This is a genomic window from Mycobacterium sp. (assembly GCF_036488105.1).
Lineage (GTDB): Bacteria > Actinomycetota > Actinomycetes > Mycobacteriales > Mycobacteriaceae > Mycobacterium.
Genome location: NZ_DASXHW010000515.1, coordinates 32,112 through 50,076 on the forward strand (window position 1 = coordinate 32,112; position 17,965 = coordinate 50,076).

The window sequence follows — 17,965 nt, forward strand, 5'->3', positions numbered from 1 at the left end:
ATGCCCAAGGCAGTGCTCATCGTCTACACGAACCCCATCAGCCCCGAGCGCGACTACGACTTCAACCATTGGTACGACGAGATCCACCTCCCTGAGGTGCTGGCCGCCGACGGCTTCGTCGCGGCATCTCGCTACCGGGTCTCCGATGCCCAGGCCAAGGGTGTGGCGACGCCGGCTCACCGGTATGCGTCCGTCTACGAGGTCGACACCGCAGACCTGCAGGGCGCGCTCGACGCGCTGCTGCGATCCGCAAGGGACCTCGACATGGGCGACTCCCTCGACCTCTCGACTGCGTCGGCGGTGCTCTGGGAGGAAATCACGCCCCGCCTTGCGGTCAGCGGACGCTAGCTAAGCGATCCGGGAGGTCGACATGGAAGAGCACCGTTTCGAAACATTGCTGGTTGAACCCGTCGGTCCTGCTGTCGTGCTTACGATCAACCGCCCGCGGTCGTTGAACGCGCTCAACAGGACGTTCCTTCGTGAACTGTGCGAGATCCTCGACGAGATCGCTGCCGACCCTCACGTGCGCGCTGTCGTCCTCACGGGCGCAGGTCGCGGGTTTTGCTCAGGCATCGACTTCTCCAACGGACCAAATGAGGCACATGTCGCCAGCGACGTGAGAGAGGTGTTGCTGCGCGCATTCCGGACAGGATTTGCCCAGCTGATTCCACGGCTCACGTCGTTGCCCCAGCCTGTGATCGCGGCGGTGAACGGTCCCGCCGCCGGTGCCGGGCTCGCACTGGCCCTCGCAGCCGATATCCGAGTGTGCAGTGAGTCGGCTCGCTTCGGCGCTTCGTTCGTGCGACTCGGCCTCTCTGGCTGTGAGCTGGGAGTGAGCTACTTGTTGCCCCGAATCGCCGGGGCGACCCTTGCGTTTGAGATGATGCTGACCGGTCGCTTCGTCGAGGCAGCCGAGGCACAGCGGCATGGTCTTGTGCTCGACGTCGTAGGCGAGGGTCATGTCGTGGAGGCGGCCCTGCAAGTGGCCACGAATATCGTCCGCAATTCACCCTTCGGTGTCTGCATGACCAAAGAGGTCATGCGCTCAAACCTCGATGCGCCGAACCTGATGGCTGCTATGCACCTGGAAAACCGTACTCAGGCCCTCTGCTTCGATAGCCCGGACGGCGCCGAAGCGAGGGTGGCCTTCATCGAGCGCCGCAAGCCCAACTTCGTTGCCACGAGAGCCACGTCTTGAGTTGCTCGCATGTCCCCATAGGGTCGGGACGACGGGGTGACATTGAATACGGTAGCGCCAGTGTCGGCAAGCACAGCGAGGCTTTTTTCGCATAGCCGGTGGGGGTGTCCTGGTCTCCCTCTTGAACGGCGTACCGGGTCGAAGTCGTCCGGTCGACCGCAATTGACTTAAAGTAAGTGCATACTATTATAGTGGACGACGACCGCGGAGCGCCCCGCCGCCGCCGGCTGGTCCGTCGATGGCACGACCCCCCGCCCGGTTGTCGGAGCCGACCACCAAGGAGAACGCGATGCCTCTTGATCCGAAAGCGCAAGCCCTGATCGACATGCTGGCGGCCGCCGGCTTCGACGGGATCGAGCACCAGCCCATCGAGACTGGCCGCCAGCTCGTCGGTACCGTCGCGGCCATGGGCGGCGAACCGCCCGACGTCGCCGAGGTCCGCGAGATCACTGTCCCTGGGCCCGCTGGCGACGTTTCGGTCCGGCTCTACCGGCCGGCCAGCGACGCGCCCCTCCCGGTCTTCGTATGGCTGCACGGCGGCGGCTGGGTGTACGGCACGGTCGATCTCGACGACACCTTCTGCCGGATCGTCGCCAACGAGGTCGAGGCCGTCGTGCTCAGCGTGGAGTACCGCCTGGCACCGGAACACCCGTATCCCGCCGCGCTCGACGACGCTGTAGCCGTGGTGAGCTGGGCGCAGGAGCACAGCGCCGCGGTAGGGGGTGACCCGAGGCGGGTCGCGGTCGGCGGCGAGAGCGCCGGCGGGAACCTGGCCGCCGGCACCGCGCTGCGCCTGCGAGATTCCGACGCGCCACCGTTGTCCCTGCAGGTCCTCGTATGCGCGATGCTCGACTCCGCGATGAGCGGTGCGTCCCACCAGGAGCACGGCGAGGGCAAGTTCTTGACCGGGTCACTGGTGGCGTGGGCCTTCGACCACTACGCCAAGGGCCACCTGCACGAGCCCTATGTGTCGCCCATGCACGCGACGGACCTGAGCGGCTCGGCCCCCGCCTTGATCCTCACCGCCGAGTGCGACCCGCTGCATGACGACGGTGTCGCTTACTGGCGGCGCCTCCGCGATGCCGGGGTGGCTGCCGAGTGGATCGACTTCGACGGGATGATTCACGGGTTCTTTGGCATGGCCACCCAGTTCCCGCAGGCCCACGAAGCGGCGGAGGCCGTGGTGCGGGCGCTCACCAAGGCGTTCGCCTGACGCCCGCGGGCGCCAGGGGGCGGAGAAGCCGTGTCCCACTTGGTTCGCATCCACTGCCCGCCGAGCAAACCGGACGATCTTCAAGCGGCGCCGGCGATATGAAGAGAGTAGGCACTTGCTATCTATCGCTCGTGAGATTACCGTGATGGTGGCCGTGTGGGCGACCGGAGGGAGCGAGGAATGGTCCTGACTTACAACATTGAGGAGTTGGGGTTCGATCCCGATGCGCTGCGCGCGCGCTACCGCGCCGAGCGGGACAAGCGGCTCCGGCCCGACGGTATCCAGCAGTTCGTCGAGCCGGCGGGTGACTTCTCCCACTACGTCGAGGACCCCTACGTCGCTCCTGGCTTCACCCGCGAGCCGCTGACCGACACGGTTGATGCGGTGATCGTCGGCGGTGGACTCGGCGGCCTGCTGGCGGGGGCACGGCTGCGAGAGGCCGGCCTCGACAGGATTCGGGTGATCGATAAGGCGGGCGACTTCGGCGGGACGTGGTATTGGAACCGCTACCCAGGGGCGCAGTGCGACATCGAGTCCTACATGTACCTCCCGTTGCTCGAGGAGACAGGCTATGTCCCCACGGAGAAGTACGCGAGGGGACCGGAGATCCTGGCCTACCTTCAGTCGGTCGCACGACATTACGACCTCTACCACGACGCGTGCTTCCAGACCGAGATCTGCGAGATCCGCTGGGACGAGGCCGATGGGCGGTGGGTCGTCACCACCAACCGCGACGACGCGATCCGTGCTCGCTTCGTGGTGATGTCGAGCGGCCCGCTGAGCTGCCCGAAGCTGCCCGCCATCCCGGGTATCAGGACATTCCAGGGGCACACGTTCCATACCAGCCGGTGGGACTACGACTATACGGGCGGTTCCTGCGAGGGCGGCCTGGACGGCCTGGCCGGCAAGCGGGTCGGGGTCATCGGCACCGGGGCCACCGCGGTGCAGATCGTGCCTCACCTCGCTGCGTCAGCCGAGCACCTCTACGTGTTCCAGCGCACCCCGTCCTCGATCAGCGTGCGGGGCAACGCCCCGACCGATCCAGGCTGGGCAGCAAGCCTGCAACCGGGCTGGCAGCGCGAGCGCATGCACAACTTCAACGCGCTCGTGTCGGGACTGCCCCAGGAGGTCGACCTCGTCGCCGACGGGTGGACCGACATCATGCGCAAGGTGGGCGGGTTTTTTGCCGGGATGCCCGGCGTCGACGTCGACATGGCCGACGTCGCCGCCGCCGTCGAGCTCGCGGACTTCCAGAAGATGGAGGAGCTGCGGGCCCGCATCGATGAGACCGTCGAGGACCCCGGTACCGCGGAGGCGCTGAAGCCCTACTACCGGATGTTCTGCAAGCGACCGTGCTTCAGCGACGACTACCTGCCTACCTTCAACCGCCCCAACGTGACCCTCGTCGACACCGACGGACGCGGTGTCGACTCCTTCACAGAGGGTGGCGCGGTGGTCGGCGACACCGAGTACGAGCTCGACTGCGTCGTGTTCGCCACCGGGTTCGAGGTCGGCACCGTGCTCACCAAGCGAGCCGGCTTCGACGTGGTGGGGCGTGACGGTGTGCGCCTCTCGCATAAGTGGGCCAAGGGGCTGTCCACGTTCCACGGCTTCCACAGCCACGGGTTCCCGAACATGTTCCACCTCGGCATCACCCAGACCGGGCTGACCGTCAATTTCCCGCTAATGCTCGACGAGCAGACGAGCCACGTCGGCCACACTGTCGCAGCCTGCCTGAAGCGGGGAGCGACCTACATTGAGGCTGACCCCGATGCCGAAGCCGAGTGGGTCGCCACGATCGACCGGCTCCAGGTCCTCAACGAGGAATTCCTCCTCGAGTGCACCCCCGGTTACTACAACCAGGAAGGCAAGCCCAGGGGTGGCCACAGCCTGCTGGCGGGCCAGTACGGCGAGGGCTCCGTGGCTTTCTTTGAGCTGTTGCGTCAGTGGCGGGAAGAAGGCCGGCTGGCGGGGCTGGTGATTCGGTGACCGCGCGGTTGGCCGGCAAGGTCGCGCTCGTCACGGGCGGGGCGCGGGGCATGGGGAAGCGCGCCGCGGACCCCAGCTCCTTGGCGAGCACCTCGCCTTCGGCATCGAGCAACGTCGGCGACTGTGACCTTGGCGCCGTTTCGCGTCGGACGAGAGCAGCTACTGCACCGGTTCGGAGTTCCCCCCCAAGGCCCACGAAGCCGCAGAGGCCGTGGTGCAGGCGCTGTGCAGGGCGTTCGCGTGACGCCGTCGGCGCCGGGCGCGGCGACTGTGCAGGTCGTGCATCTGCCAAATTCATGAAGAGAGTTAGCACTGGCTATCTATAGCTACTCGCGGTACCGTCTGGTCAAGGCCGGAAGGAGTTAGGGGATGGTTGTGACGCTGGATATTGAAGGGCTGGGTTTTGATCCGGATGCGTTGCGCGCGCGCTATCGCGCCGAGCGGGATAAGCGGCTTCGCCCCGACGGCATTCAGCAGTTCGTCGAGCCGGCGGGTGACTTCTCCCACTACGTTGACGACCCTTACGTCGCTGCTGGCTTCACTCGAGAGCCCCTGACCGACGAGGTCGATGTGGTGATCGTCGGCGGTGGGATCGGCGGGCTGCTGGCGGGGGCACGGCTGCGAGAGGCCGGCCTCGACAGGATCCGGGTGATCGACAAGGCCGGCGATTTCGGCGGAACCTGGTACTGGAACCGCTACCCGGGCCTGCAGTGCGACATCGAGTCCTACATTTACTTACCGTTGCTCGAGGAGACGGGCTACGTCCCCACGGAGAAGTACGCGAAGGGACCGGAGATCCTGGCTTATCTCCAGTCGGTCGGACGGCACTACGACCTCTATGAGGACGCCTGCTTTCAGACCGAGGTCTGCGAGATCCGCTGGGACGAGGCCGATGTGCGGTGGGTCGTCACCACCAACCGCGACGACGCGATCCGGGCTCGCTTTGTCGTGATGTCGAGCGGCCCGCTGAACCGCCCGAAGCTGCCCGGCATTCCGGGCATCAGCGCCTACCAGGGCCATACGTTTCACACCAGCCGTTGGGACTACGGCTATACGGGCGGTTCTTGCGAGGGCGGCCTGGACGGCCTGGCCGGCAAGCGGGTCGGGGTCATCGGCACCGGGGCCACCGCGGTGCAGTGCGTTCCCCACCTCGCTGCGTCAGCCGAGCACCTCTATGTGTTTCAGCGCACCCCGTCCTCGATCAGCGTGCGGGGCAACGCCCCGACCGATCCGGGCTGGGCAGCAAGCCTGCAGCCGGGCTGGCAGCGGGAGCGCATGACCAACTTCAACGCGCTCGTGTCGGGGCTGCCCCAGGAGGTCGACCTTGTGAGCGACTCGTGGACGGACATCATGCGCAACGTGTGCGTGTGGCTCATCGGTGCCGGGACGCCCGGCGTCGACGTTGATATGGCTGAGGTGGCCGCCGCCGTCGAGCTCGGGGACTTCCAGAAGATGGAGGAACTGCGGGCCCGCATCGATGAGACCGTCGAGGACCCCGGTACCGCGGAGGCGCTGAAGCCCTACTACCGGATGTTCTGCAAGCGACCGTGCTTCAGCGACGAATACCTGCCCACCTTCAACCGCCCCAACGTGACCCTCGTCGACACCGACGGGCGCGGTGTCGACCGCTTCACGCAGCGTGGTGTGGTGGTGGGCGACACCGAGTACGAGCTCGACTGCGTGGTGTTGGCCACCGGGTTCGAGGTCGGCACCGAGCCCACCAAGCGAGCCGGCCTTGACGTCGTGGGACGCGACGGGGTGCGCCTCTCGCATAAGTGGGCCACCGGGATGTCGACGTTTCACGGCATACACAGCCACGGGTTCCCGAACATGTTCCACCTCGGCATCACCCAGACCGGGTATACGCCCAACATCCCGCACATGCTCGATGAGCAGACGAGCCACGTCGCCCACACCATCGCTCACCTCCGGAAGGAGGGCGCGACCTACATTGAGGCCGACCCTGACGCCGAAGCCGAGTGGGTCGCCACGATCGACCGGCTCCAGGTTCTCACCGAGGGATTCCTCATCGAGTGCACCCCCGGCTACTACAACCAGGAAGGCAAGCCCAAGGGTGGTCACAGCCTGCTGGCGGGCCAGTACGGCGAGGGCTCCGTCGCTTTCTTCGCGCTGCTACACCAGTGGCGCGAAGAAGGCCGGTTCGCGGGGCTGGTGATCCGATGACGGCGCGGTTGGCCGGCAAGGTCGCGCTCGTCACAGGCGGGGCGCGGGGCATGGGGGCGGCCGAGGCCCGCCTGTTCGTGGAGCACGGCGCCAAGGTCACGATCGCCGACGTGCTCGATGCCGAAGGTGAGGTGCTGGCCAAGGAGCTGGGGCCCGCGGCGCGCTACGTCCACCTCGACGTGACCGACGAGGACGCCTGGGCGGCCGGCGTGGACGACGCCGTACAGGCCTTCGGTGGCCTTGACGTCCTGGTCAACAACGCCGGGATCGTTTCGCTCGCACCGATTGTGAACACGACCACCCAGGAGTACCTGCGCATCGTCGGCGTCTTCCTCGGCATGCGCGCCGCGATCCCGGTGATGACCACCGCCGGGCGGGCGTCGATCGTCAACATCTCCTCGATCGAAGGCATCGGGGGTACCTCGTACGCGATCGCGTATTCGGCGAGTAAGTTTGCCGTCCGCGGGATGACCAAGGTGGCCGCCATCGAGCTCGCGCCGCTGGGCATCCGGGTGAATTCAATCCATCCGGGGGGCGTCCACACGCCCATGCTCAACGACATCGGTGGCCAGGAGATGGCCGCAATGGTCGAGGCGTCAATCCGGATGCAGCGCCTCGCCACCCCCGAGGAGATCGCTCAGCTCGCGCTGTTCCTCGCCTCCGACGACAGCAGCTACTGCACCGGTTCGGAGTTCGTCGCGGACGGCGGCGTCACCGCCGGCGTGCTCTTCGGCGCCGGCATCCACTAGGAGCAATTACCGATTCGATGAGTAGCACTATCCGTTACCCCCATCAATGTGGACGACTAGTAATGGGAGGTTGAGCGTGGTCGCGGAGCCAGTCAGCGCGAAGGAGCGAGTCGTGCAGAGTGAGCCCGGCGCGCCAGATCCAGGCAAAGCGCGGGTTATGGTCCCGGTGAAGTGGTGGGCAGCCGCGGGGGTCTGCTTCCTGCTCCTGGAGGTCTACATCATCGCGGCGTGGATCATTTCCGGCGACGCCAAGCCGACGCCCAGCGGTCCCGATAAGGCACCCGGCTGGATGGCCATGGTGGGGCATACGTGGGAATACGGCGGTATTCCTGCCGCCGCCGTCGTCGTCTACGTCCTTCTCGTTCGTCAGTGGCGACGGGAACGACACTTGACGACTGATGGCATATTCGTGATCACCTTCATCCTCCTGTACTGGCAAGATCCGCTGGTCAACTACACGCAGAACTGGGCCACCTTCAATGCTGAACTGTTCAATCTGGGGTCGTGGGGGCCGCAGGTTCCTGGCTGGCTAGCCCCGCAGTCTCATCTTTTCGCCGAACCCATCATCTGGGCGTGGCCAAGCTACATGTACGCGGTCCTGTCAATGATGTTGCTATGCGTTTCGGTAATGAATAAAGCAAAGTCGAGGTGGCCCAGCCTCGGTAAGGCTGGCTTGATCTCGATATGCTTTGCCTTCGCACTTGTGCTCGATCTAATCGCCGAATTGATCTTCATTCATGTCGGCCTCTACGCCTACCCTGGTGGAATCAGCTGGCTGACTCTTTGGCACGGCCACTATTACCAATTGCCCGCGAACGAAGTGATCTTAATGGCGGTCCTGTTCACCGGTTGGGCGAGCCTGCGCTACTTTCAGGATGACGCGGGACACACCTTTGCGGAGCGCGGCCTCGATCGAATGAATGTGTCCGGTCCAAAGCGCACTGGCATTAGGCTCCTCGCAATAGTGGGAGCCGCGAATACCGTAATGCTGTGCTGTTTCATGATCCCGATGCAGTGGTTCGCATTGCACGCAGGTGATTGGCCAAAGGATTTTCTAGATCGTTCGTACCTAACGAATCACATGTGTGGTCCAACCACGACCTATGCGTGTCCTGGCCCGGGTGTTCCGATCAACCGACCCGACTCGGCTCACATCGGCCCAGGGGGGCAACTTGTGACGCCCGGTCACCCGTAAGGCCCAGCCGTTCCGTCGCGGCGCTGATCTTGAGGATATGAGAGTTGAACAAGATGCGATTGACTCCTAGTCGGGAGGACGCTGTCCTGACTACGGGGGCCAACTCGGGAATGGGTTTGCTCACCGCGATCGAGTTGGCCCGCCGGGGATGGCGGTCGATCGGCTCGGTTCGCTCACAGGAAAAGGCCGGCATCGTGGCGAAAGCCGCTGCGGAGGCGGGTGTCCAGGTAGAGACGGTGATCATGGACGTCACTGATCGGGACCAGTGCGAGCAGGTGATGAGAAACCTGCGTCTTCGGGGCTTGATCAACTGCGCGGGGTACAACTCAACCGGCGCTATCTCCGATGTGGACGATGACGAAGCAAGGCGCGCCTTGGAAACGATGACCTTGGCTCCCATGCGGTTAGCTCGATTGGCGTTGCCTGCCATGGTCGCCGCCGGAGGAGGGCGAATTGTGAATGTGTCCTCCGCAGGTGGCCGCATAACGATGCCCCTGAGCGGGTGGTATCTGGCGGCGAAGCATGCGCTCGAAGCCGCTTCCGATGCTCTCAGGATGGAGGTGGCGAGACGCAATGTGCAGGTCGTCCTCATCGAACCGGGGAGTTTCAAAACGGGCATCTTCGAAGAAGGAATCTACGACGACGGCCCCGACAGCATAACAAGTCGAACCACGGAATATGCGGATTCCTACCTGCAAATCAAGAAGATGACGTCCCCCAGGGGCGATCCAGCACGCGTGGCCAGGTTGATCGCCAACGTTCTCGAAGTCCGTCGCCCTCGCGCACGTTACGTCATTGGCGCCGACGCTCGGCTACTCATAGCACTTCAGCAGCTCCCCACACTGGCGGTCGACGGTCTCTATCGGAGGCTTTTTTACCTGCGCGCTTAGTCCCCCTAAGGAGTAAAGATGCTGTACGACTTGATAATTCGTGGCGGTACGATCGTCGACGGGCTCGGCGGCGAGCCGTTCGTCGGCGATGTCGCGGTGAAAGACGGCGTCATCGCCTCGGTCGGGGTGGTCTCCGGTTCGGCAGCACGTGAAATCGATGCAGCCGGGCTGCTGGTGACGCCGGGCTTCGTCGATCTGCACACGCACTACGACGGCCAGGCGATATGGTCCGAGCGGCTCAACCCATCGTCGAATCACGGTGTCACCACCGTGGTGATAGGCAATTGCGGGGTCGGCTTTGCGCCGTGTCGGCGCGAGGATCACGATGTTCTCGTCGACGTGATGTCCGGCGTGGAAGACATCCCTGGTGTGGTGATGACCGAAGGGCTGCCGTGGGACTGGGAGACCTTCCCGGAGTACCTGCAGGCGCTCGCATCTCGCAGCCACGACATCGACGTGGCGGCCTATCTTCCGCACTCCCCTCTGCGGGTCTACGTGATGGGTCAACGCGGCGCGGACCGCGAGCCCGCGACATCGGGGGATCTTGCGAGGATGCGCGCCCTGGCCCGCGAAGCAGTCGAGGCCGGCGCACTCGGGTTTGCCTCGTCCCGGCTGATGGTGCACAGAACCGGAAGTGGCGCGCAGATTCCCAGCTATGACGCGTCCAAGGCGGAGATCACCGCGATCGCGAACGGCGTCGTCGACGGTGGGGGCGGCGTCATACAGTTCGTGCCCGACCTGCCGGCGGGCGGCTACGAACGCGTGCTCAAGCAGGTCTTCGAGGTGGCCCGCGACACGGGATTGCCCTTGACGTTCTCGATGATCACCGGCATCGGAGGTGATCCGGTCTGGCGGGACGCGATCGAGCTGATCGAGAAGTTCAACGCCGACGGCGCCAGCATTACCGCGCAGATTTTTCCGCGGCCAGTGGGTCTGCTCGCCGGACTAGACCTGACGGTCAACCCGTTCGTGCTGTATCCGAGCTACCACGAGATCTCGCACCTACCCCTCGCCGAGCGGGTGACGGAGATGCGCAAACCCGAAGTACGGGCCCGGATCCTGGCCGACACGCCGAGCCTCGAAGGTCATCCGATCATGCAGATGGGTCAGGCTTGGGAATGGCTTTTCCCCCTGAGCGATCCGCCCAACTACGAACCCGCTCTGTCGACGAGCATTCAAGCCGACGCGCGAGCGCACGGCGTCAGCCCGGCCGAGGAAGTCTACGACCGCCTACTCGAGGACGACGGTCACGCGATGTTCCTCATCGCAGCGGGCAACTTCGACAACGGCTCACTGGACACCATCGGCGAGCTGTTACGCCGCAACGACACCGTGCTTGGCCTCGGCGATGGCGGCGCACATTACGGAATGATCTGCGACGCAAGCTATCCGACATTCTTGCTCACCCACTGGACACGCGATCGGGCTACCGGCTGCATCAGCGTGGCCGATGCCGTCAAGGAACTCAGCTCGGTGCCAGCCCGGGTCGTCGGGTTACAGGATCGCGGCAGGGTTGCCGTTGGTTACAAGGCCGACCTCAACGTCATCGACTATTCCGCGTTGCGGCTGCACACGCCCGTAGTCACCCGCGACCTGCCGGCCGGCGGCGCTCGTCTGGATCAAACTGCGACGGGCTACGTGGCCACCATCGTCTCCGGCGAGACGATCGCCGAACACGACCAACCCACCGGCACGCTGCCGGGCCAGTTGGTCCGCAAGCGACGGAATGGTCCTCACGCGTGACACTTGCGCGACCGCAGGCCAAGCGAGCACGACAACCTGGCGCTGCGGCGAAGGTGTGCGTCACGGTCAGCCGACGACATGCTCATCGGCCGCAACGAAATCGGGGTGCAACACATGATCAGGGTGTTCGCTCAGAAGCTCGGCGTGGCGTTGTAGTAGGAGGACATCGCAGTGGTCGGCGATACTCTTCCGCCGGGAGCCTCATCGTGCTCGACCAATTGCACACAATGCCGCCCTGGTCGTCGGCGGACCCAGGCCGCCCGACCGCGGCGTGTTCAGGAGCTTCCTCGGCGGGAAAAGGGGCCCGCCTTCGCGGAGGTCAAGCCTTCGCAGATGAGGGCGAGGTAGCGCCGCCAACCGTGGCCGCCGGGGTCCATGGTCCACAGGGTGCTGGTGAGCATGCCCAGGATTCTGGCCAGATCGTCGGGGACGAGGTCTGCGAGGCAGGGTGCGGTACTTAGCCAGTGGAAGTCAGTGATGACTTCTAGGGTGGACCGTGCGCTTGACTGAGCGCTGGTCGATTGGTAGAAGTAAGTGATAACTTTTATATTCATCAATTGAGCTAGCGCGTCGGGTGGACCCCAGCCGGGCCACAGGATACGGCGGTGCGGGTCCGGTGCGACGGGGGAGGCGTGGGAGCGGCCATGGCACAACGACTCGAGGGCAAGGTAGCCTTCATCAGCGGTGCCGCGCGGGGCCAGGGTCGATCACACGCCGTCCGGTTTGCGGAAGAGGGCGCCGACATCATCGCTGTCGATCTATGCAAGCAGATTTATAGCGTGATATACCCACTGGCTCGGCCAGAGGATCTCGACGAAACGGTCAACCTGGTGGAAAAGACCGGGCGTCGGATCATTTCCGCGCAGGCCGATGTCCGTGACCTCCAGCGGCTAAAGGCCGTGGTCGAGGAAGGTGTCGCAGAACTTGGCCGCTTAGATTTCGTGCTCGCGAACGCCGGGATTGCGCCAGGTTACGGCGAGCCGCCTGGGCAGATTTCGGAGTACCTTGACGCGGTCGATGTGATGTTGAACGGGGTGTACTTCACAATCGAGGCAGCACTACCCGCGTTATTGCAGCATGACGAAGGCGGAGTAATCGTAATCACAAGCTCGGCGGCTGGATTTAAATCGTTCGGTCCGGGTTTCAGCACGAAAAGTCACGGAGAGGCGGGTTATACAGCTGCGAAGCACGGTGTCATCGGTTTGATGCGCTACTACGCCACCACGCTCGCCGAGAACAATATTCGCGTCAACACAGTGCATCCTACCGGGGTGGCCACTCCGATGATCCTGAACGAACAGGTGGAGCAATATGCCGCGGAGCATCCCGAGTTCGGTGAGCGCATGCGCAATTTGCTGCCGGTGCCTTTCGTCGAGCCAGTCGACATCAGTGAGGCGATGATTTATTTGTGTGGTTCGTCCGGCAGGTACGTCACAGGCGTGACGTTGCCCGTGGACGCCGGGATCACAATCAAGTAGCACAGTTGAAGTTCGAGGCTCAATTGTTTGGCAGCAGAAGGTTCAGCCGACGGTGCGGCACGTCGTCGAAGTCAAGTCCGCGGCTTCGGCAACTTCTCACAACCGCAGCTCGGCTTCACCTACGACACCTTCGCCGGCGACCTCACCTCGGCATCACCCAGACCGGGTATACGACCAACATCCCGCACATGCTCGATGAGCAGACGAGCCACGTCGCGCCGGTGACGCAGGAATACACCACCGTGGCGGGTTTCTTTGCCGCACAAGACGATCACGGCTGGTACGACACCGGCGACCTGGGCTACCTCACCGAAACCGGCGACGTCGTGGTGTGCGGCCGGGTGAAGGACGTCATCATCATGGCCAGGCGCAACATCTATCCGACCGACCTCGAGCGCGCCGCTTCCCGGGTGGCCGGCGTCCGCCCGGGCTGAGCCGTGGCGGTGCGTTTGATGCCGGGCTGGCTCGCGAGACGTTCGCCATCGCGGTTGAGTCCAAGCAGGACCAGGATCGGGTGCGCCACATCCATCCCCAGGTTGCGCACGAGGTCCTCGCCGAGGTGGACGTCCGACCTCGCAATGTCGTCGTGCTCCAGCCCGGGATGATTCCCAAGACCCCGTCGGGAAAGTTGCGGCGCGCCCACGCCCTGTCGCTCGTCACCTAATCGGCGGGGCTCATCGTCGGCCGGGGTAGATTTATCGCTCACCATGGCCGACTACGACGCCCAGCCGCTGATCGTGGAGGACCGTCACATCGTCAGGTCCGGGGCCGTCGCCGGCGAACTGTGTGAGTCCTCAATTAACCTGCGCGCGCGACCGAGGTGAAGGTCCTCGACGCCGCGAATCCCCGCTGCAGAATGGCGGTTAACGAGGTTGACGGCATCGGGGTGCAAGGGCATTTTGGCCATCTCCCAGATGTTTAGCGACTTGCAGGCGGAATGTCGGAGTGCGTGACACCGGCGATGAAGAGGCCGATCCGCGCAGGCTCTGGCCCGGCGTTGATCCAAGCGTGGGAGGTACCGTTCTGCACCAGAGTGTCGCCAGCGGATAGCGTCGCTCGATCGCCGCTATCCAGTTCGATTGTCACGCGGCCGGTTAGCACCACCGCGAGATCGACCGTTGGAGTGCGGTGAAACCGCGGAGCAGCACGGTCGACGTATCGCGCAGCGCCCGGGAGCAGCTTTGCGAACTCTGCGGCGAGCTCAGAGACCGTCGCACGGGGCTGGTCGGTTTCAATGGAGTCAGGGCTAAGAGTGATGACAACGAATCGGGCTCCACCGTTGGGCGGGTAGAAGTCGTCGACCGTGGGTTGACTTTCATCGTCGGGAAGTGTTGGCGCCACGTCCCAACCCCATAGGCGATAAAAGACATCACCTGGGCGAACCCAGGAGGTGGCGCCTGTTAGCCGCTCGTCGCCGGCGATGACGGCTTTCCCATTGGCGTCGTGACCGGTAACTACTCGACGGATCCCGTGATTCATCGTGGTGCCTCGAATGTCCAGTCGGCGACATTAAGCTCTCGGGTCATGTTCCAGTAGTCCACTAGGCGCCACGGGCTGTTGGCCACTACCCGTCGTGCGCTGTTGCGGTACCAGCTTCCGACCTCGACCTGAGACCAGATCATGCCGTTGAGTGCGGTATCGAGCCTGTTCTGATAGTTGGCGAACACATCGCTGCGGCATTCCATTGCGCCGTGGCCACTTTCGAGCAGCTCGCGTATTGACTGAGCGATGTATCTGGCTTGGCACTCGGCGTGGAAAATGATGCTGCCGCCGTGGCCAAGATTGGTGTTGGGACCATAGAGGAAGAAGAGATTCGGAAAGCCGGGCATAGCCATTCCGAGGTATGCGCGGGCATCGTCGTCGTTCCAGACAGCGTCCAGCTTTTCGCCGGACCTGCCGGTAATCTCGATAGGCCAGAGGACTTTGGTGGCTGCGAACCCGGTGCCGCAGATAATCGCATCGACAGGATGTTGTGTTCCGTCGGTGGTGACGATCGCGTCGGGGGTGACATGCGAAATCGTGTCGGTGACCAGCGAAACGTCTGGCCGTTTGAGCATCTCATACCAGTTGTTGTCGACGATTATCCGCTTGCTGTATGGCGGGTATTGAGGAAGTGCCTTTGCGATGAGATCCGGTCTGCCCGATAGTTGCCGCTCGATGTAGGCGGTCAGACGTAACCGGACGCGTTCATTAAACTTGTTGATTGATCGACCATTGCCCGACCATTCGGGGTCGACGTGTAGCGTCGGCCACAAGCCGTCGCACAGCTTCCACAGAAGCGCGAAACGGTACCACCCCGCATATGCGGGCACGTGGGTTAGAAGCCACTTGGTTTCGTCGGAGACCTTCCTGTGGTATAGCGGGTTCGGCACGGTCCAGTGTGGTGTTCGTTGAAAGATCGTGGTCTTGTCGGCCACGCCGGCTACGGCTGGGGCGAACTGCATGGCGCTAGCACCGGTGCCGATGACTGCGACGGACTTTCCGGACAGTTCGACGTCGTGGCGCCAGGTCGCGGAGTGAAACACCGGCCCGTCAAAATCGGCCAGCCCTTGTAGTGCCGGCATCAGCGGTCGATTCAGCTGGCCGACGGCGGTAATCAGAACGTTCGCCTCCAACCGCGATACTGCGCCGTCTGCGGTCGATGCGTCGATGATCCAGCGTTGGCGTTTAGTGTCAAATTGGGCCGCCACGACTTCATGGTTGAACCGTACGTGTGGCAACACGTCGTACTCGGTCGCGCAGGCGGTGAAGTACGCAAACAGCTCGTCGCGTTCGGAGAAGTGGCTCGACCAGTCAGGGTTCGGTGCAAACGAATACGAATAGAAGTGATTCGGCACGTCGACACGGCACCCGGGGTAGGAGTTCTCGAACCAGGTTCCACCGACGCACGGATTCTTCTCCAGGATGGTGTAGGGCACGCCAAGTCGGCTTAGCTGTATCGCGGCGCACAATCCCGACATTCCGGCGCCGACAATCAGGACATGAAAAGCGTGGGGTGTGCTCGGCTGCGGGGTCACGCGCCAATTCACCGCACGGGCACTCAGACCGATCTCTTCACGAATCATTGGCTCGTATTCGGCCGGCACAGGCTCGGCGACGCACGCGCTCATGACGTCCGCGAACATGCCCGGATCCAGGTGCTCGTGGCGCCCCAACCAATCCTGGCCATTCTCTCGCCGTGCGATCAGCACCCGCAGGGCGGCAGCGCGGACCTCACGGACCTGCTCTGGAGCTAGCCCGCCGGTGGGATCGTCACGCAGCACGCTGTCGCGATCCGCCTGGTACGGCGCCTCAAGCCAGCGGCGGTCTGCCGTTAGGTGGGCGAGCATCGCGACAAGCACAGGAACGTTGGCATCCTCGAGGGCTCGTGCGAGATCGGTCAGGAGACCGGCGTCGACCTGCCCTTTGTGCCTCACACTGGTCGCGCAGTCGTCCATCATGACTCCCCTTGTGGATAGTGAGCACTTACATCTACTAGAATACTGCCGCACGAGAGGCCACTACGCAAACTTTTAAAGGAAGTGGGTACTGACATGTATGGTCACCGCATCAAAGCCGATGCGCTGCTCGACCAACCAGCGGCACAACGCGCGCAGGTCAAACCCGTGTGCACGCACCGTCTGCGTCGAGTAGTTCCGGTCCGCCATACGGATCGTGCGAAGCGTCGAAGGAGGCGATCACCGTGAATGTGTCCGTCGATAGGACGCGCTGCCAAGGTATCGGACAGTGCGAGGTGGCGGCGCCGACAATCTTTGCCGTCGCTGATGACGGTCAAGCAGATGTGCTTCGCCAGCCCACCGCCGAGGAGCGAAGTGCAGTAGAAGAGGCGGTCGGGAGCTGCCCCACGGCGGCATTGACGATCGACCCCTGAGCACACCGCCGGTCGGTTCGGTCCGGGCGGCGGTTGACGAGGCCACGGTGCAGTGTGGTAACTTCTAGTAAGTACTTACTACTATCCGAGGAGCTCGGTAGGTCAGGTGGATATCAACCTGTTCGGCCCGGAGGTCCAGGCCGACCCCGCAGCCGCCTTCGCGGCCATCCGCGCCGAAGGGCCAGTCGTCTGGAACGACCCCCTCGGCATGTGGATGGCATGCTGGCACGCACCAACTATGGAGGCGCTCCGGGATGTTGCGCGATTCTCGTCGAAGGCGAACAAAGACATCGGTCGAGTAGCCGAGGCCTTCGTGCTCGACAGCATGGCCGGTGCTGATCCTCCTGACCACGCACGACTGCGTGGCCCGGTGCGGCGCGCCTTCACCGTTCGCGCGGTGGCCAACCTCGAGGCGCGTGTCATCGAGTTGGTCGACGAGATCCTCGAGCCACTCGAGCGCGGGCAGGAGTTCGACGTGCTGAGGGGTCTGGCCGAGCCGCTGCCGGGTGCGGTGATTTCCGCGATGATGGGTGTGCCAGGCAGCGATCGTGAAATGTTCACGGGTTGGGCCGACGACCTCGTTTCCGGCAACTCGTTGCTTGCGACCCCCGAGCTGGCGGAGCGGGCCGTCGCCGCCGGGCAGGCCCTCCGAAACTACTTCGCGGCCATGATCGACGAGCGGCGGAAGTCGCCCGCGGACGATCTCGTCAGCCGGCTCATCGAGGCCAACAGCGGCGGCGAGCTCAACGAGAGCGAGCTGCTGTCGTCATGCGTGCTGCTGCTGTTCGGTGGGCTAGAGACCACGATGAACCTCATCGGGAACGCACTGCTTGCCCTGTTCGAGAACCCCGAGCAGCGGAAGCGGCTCGTCAGCGACCCGGCGCTGATGCCGACGGCCATTGAGGAGCTGCTTCGATTCGTCGGACCAGCACAGGGGATACTCCGAGCGGTGGTCGAGGACACCGAGCTCGCTGGACAAAAGCTCGCCGCGGACGATCGGGTAATCATGATGATCGGTTGCGCCAATCGTGACGAACGCGCCTTCGACGCCCCGGACCGGCTCGACCTCGGTCGCGATCCGAACCCGCACCTGGCGTTCGCATTCGGCGCCCACTTCTGCCTCGGGGCTGCGGTTACTCGTCTCGAAATGCGTCATGCGTTGGCAGGAGTGCTCCGCAGAGCGCCGGAATACCGCGTGACCACGGCGGAGCCCCGGTTGCGGGGCGGCTTCTTCGTTCGCGGGCTCGAAGAGCTCTCGATCATCGCAGACTAGGAGGATTCTCAATGACGTTGTCAAGCCGCCGTGGCTGTAGTGGTGGGTTGGTAGACGGCTTGGTCGCGGAGCATGGCCCAGAGCACGTTGAGGCGTCGGCGGGCCAGGGCGATGACGGCTTGGGTGTGGGTTTTGCCTTCGGTTCTCTTGCGGTCGTAGTAGGTCCGGGAGGCGGGGTCGGT

The 17,965-nt window shown here is 64.0% G+C and carries 14 protein-coding genes and 2 pseudogenes; 13 read left to right on the forward strand and 3 right to left on the reverse strand.

From position 1 onward, the window contains the following. From VGH54_RS27160 to VGH54_RS27210, 11 genes and pseudogenes are all read left to right on the forward strand, one after another. Complete coding sequence (locus VGH54_RS27160) at window positions 1–348, forward strand: hypothetical protein (RefSeq protein ID WP_331515229.1); 348 nt, start codon at window positions 1–3, stop codon at window positions 346–348. A 22-nt stretch (window positions 349–370) separates the two neighbouring features. After that, window positions 371–1,198: an enoyl-CoA hydratase/isomerase family protein gene (locus VGH54_RS27165; RefSeq protein ID WP_331515230.1), complete on the forward strand. Its 828-nt coding sequence runs from the start codon at window positions 371–373 to the stop codon at window positions 1,196–1,198. 289 nt (window positions 1,199–1,487) lie between these two features. Continuing rightward, window positions 1,488–2,411, forward strand: coding sequence for an alpha/beta hydrolase (locus tag VGH54_RS27170; RefSeq protein WP_331515231.1), 924 nt, complete (start codon window positions 1,488–1,490; stop codon window positions 2,409–2,411). A gap of 180 nt (window positions 2,412–2,591) precedes the next feature. Continuing rightward, window positions 2,592–4,400, forward strand: coding sequence for an NAD(P)/FAD-dependent oxidoreductase (locus VGH54_RS27175; protein ID WP_331515232.1), 1,809 nt, complete (start codon window positions 2,592–2,594; stop codon window positions 4,398–4,400). A 369-nt stretch (window positions 4,401–4,769) separates the two neighbouring features. After that, complete coding sequence (locus VGH54_RS27180) at window positions 4,770–6,584, forward strand: NAD(P)/FAD-dependent oxidoreductase (RefSeq protein WP_331515234.1); 1,815 nt, start codon at window positions 4,770–4,772, stop codon at window positions 6,582–6,584. Next, complete coding sequence (locus VGH54_RS27185; protein ID WP_331515235.1) at window positions 6,581–7,333, forward strand: SDR family oxidoreductase; 753 nt, start codon at window positions 6,581–6,583, stop codon at window positions 7,331–7,333. The genes VGH54_RS27180 and VGH54_RS27185 overlap by 4 nt, the downstream gene beginning before the upstream one ends. Window positions 7,334–7,445: 112 nt before the next feature. Beyond that, window positions 7,446–8,528 (forward strand): spirocyclase AveC family protein, encoded by a 1,083-nt coding sequence (locus VGH54_RS27190; protein WP_331515236.1) that lies wholly within the window; start codon window positions 7,446–7,448, stop codon window positions 8,526–8,528. Window positions 8,529–8,581: 53 nt separating this feature from the next. Continuing rightward, window positions 8,582–9,418, forward strand: a complete 837-nt coding sequence (locus VGH54_RS27195) for an SDR family NAD(P)-dependent oxidoreductase (protein ID WP_331515244.1) — start codon at window positions 8,582–8,584, stop codon at window positions 9,416–9,418. Window positions 9,419–9,436: 18 nt separating this feature from the next. Beyond that, window positions 9,437–11,161 carry an N-acyl-D-amino-acid deacylase family protein gene (locus VGH54_RS27200; RefSeq protein WP_331515237.1) on the forward strand — a complete coding sequence of 575 codons (1,725 nt, stop codon included), beginning with the start codon at window positions 9,437–9,439 and terminating at the stop codon, window positions 11,159–11,161. 644 nt (window positions 11,162–11,805) lie between these two features. Then, a complete protein-coding gene (locus VGH54_RS27205) occupies window positions 11,806–12,639 on the forward strand; it encodes a mycofactocin-coupled SDR family oxidoreductase (RefSeq protein ID WP_331515238.1) in 834 nt (277 codons plus the stop codon). 221 nt (window positions 12,640–12,860) lie between these two features. Continuing rightward, window positions 12,861–13,303 (forward strand): annotated as a pseudogene (locus VGH54_RS27210) (long-chain fatty acid--CoA ligase); the annotation flags it as partial. 254 nt (window positions 13,304–13,557) lie between these two features. Here VGH54_RS27210 and VGH54_RS27215 read toward each other — a convergent pair. Together VGH54_RS27215 and VGH54_RS27220 are read right to left on the reverse strand one after the other, a co-directional pair. Further along, window positions 13,558–14,118: a cupin domain-containing protein gene (locus VGH54_RS27215; protein ID WP_331515239.1), complete on the reverse strand. Its 561-nt coding sequence runs from the start codon at window positions 14,116–14,118 to the stop codon at window positions 13,558–13,560. Continuing rightward, window positions 14,115–16,079 carry a flavin-containing monooxygenase gene (locus VGH54_RS27220; RefSeq protein WP_331515240.1) on the reverse strand — a complete coding sequence of 655 codons (1,965 nt, stop codon included), beginning with the start codon at window positions 16,077–16,079 and terminating at the stop codon, window positions 14,115–14,117. Before VGH54_RS27220 ends, VGH54_RS27215 begins: the two co-directional genes overlap by 4 nt. A 248-nt stretch (window positions 16,080–16,327) precedes the next feature. On the opposite strand from VGH54_RS27220, the gene VGH54_RS27225 reads away from it, so the two are divergent. Beyond that, window positions 16,328–16,510, forward strand: a complete 183-nt coding sequence (locus tag VGH54_RS27225) for a ferredoxin (protein WP_331515245.1) — start codon at window positions 16,328–16,330, stop codon at window positions 16,508–16,510. Window positions 16,511–16,616: 106 nt separating this feature from the next. Continuing rightward, on the forward strand, window positions 16,617–17,783 hold the full coding sequence (locus VGH54_RS27230) for a cytochrome P450 (RefSeq protein WP_331515241.1): 1,167 nt from the start codon (window positions 16,617–16,619) through the stop codon (window positions 17,781–17,783). A gap of 20 nt (window positions 17,784–17,803) precedes the next feature. On the opposite strand, the pseudogene VGH54_RS27235 reads toward VGH54_RS27230, so the two are convergent. Continuing rightward, window positions 17,804–17,965, reverse strand: a pseudogene (locus tag VGH54_RS27235) (IS110 family transposase); the annotation flags it as partial.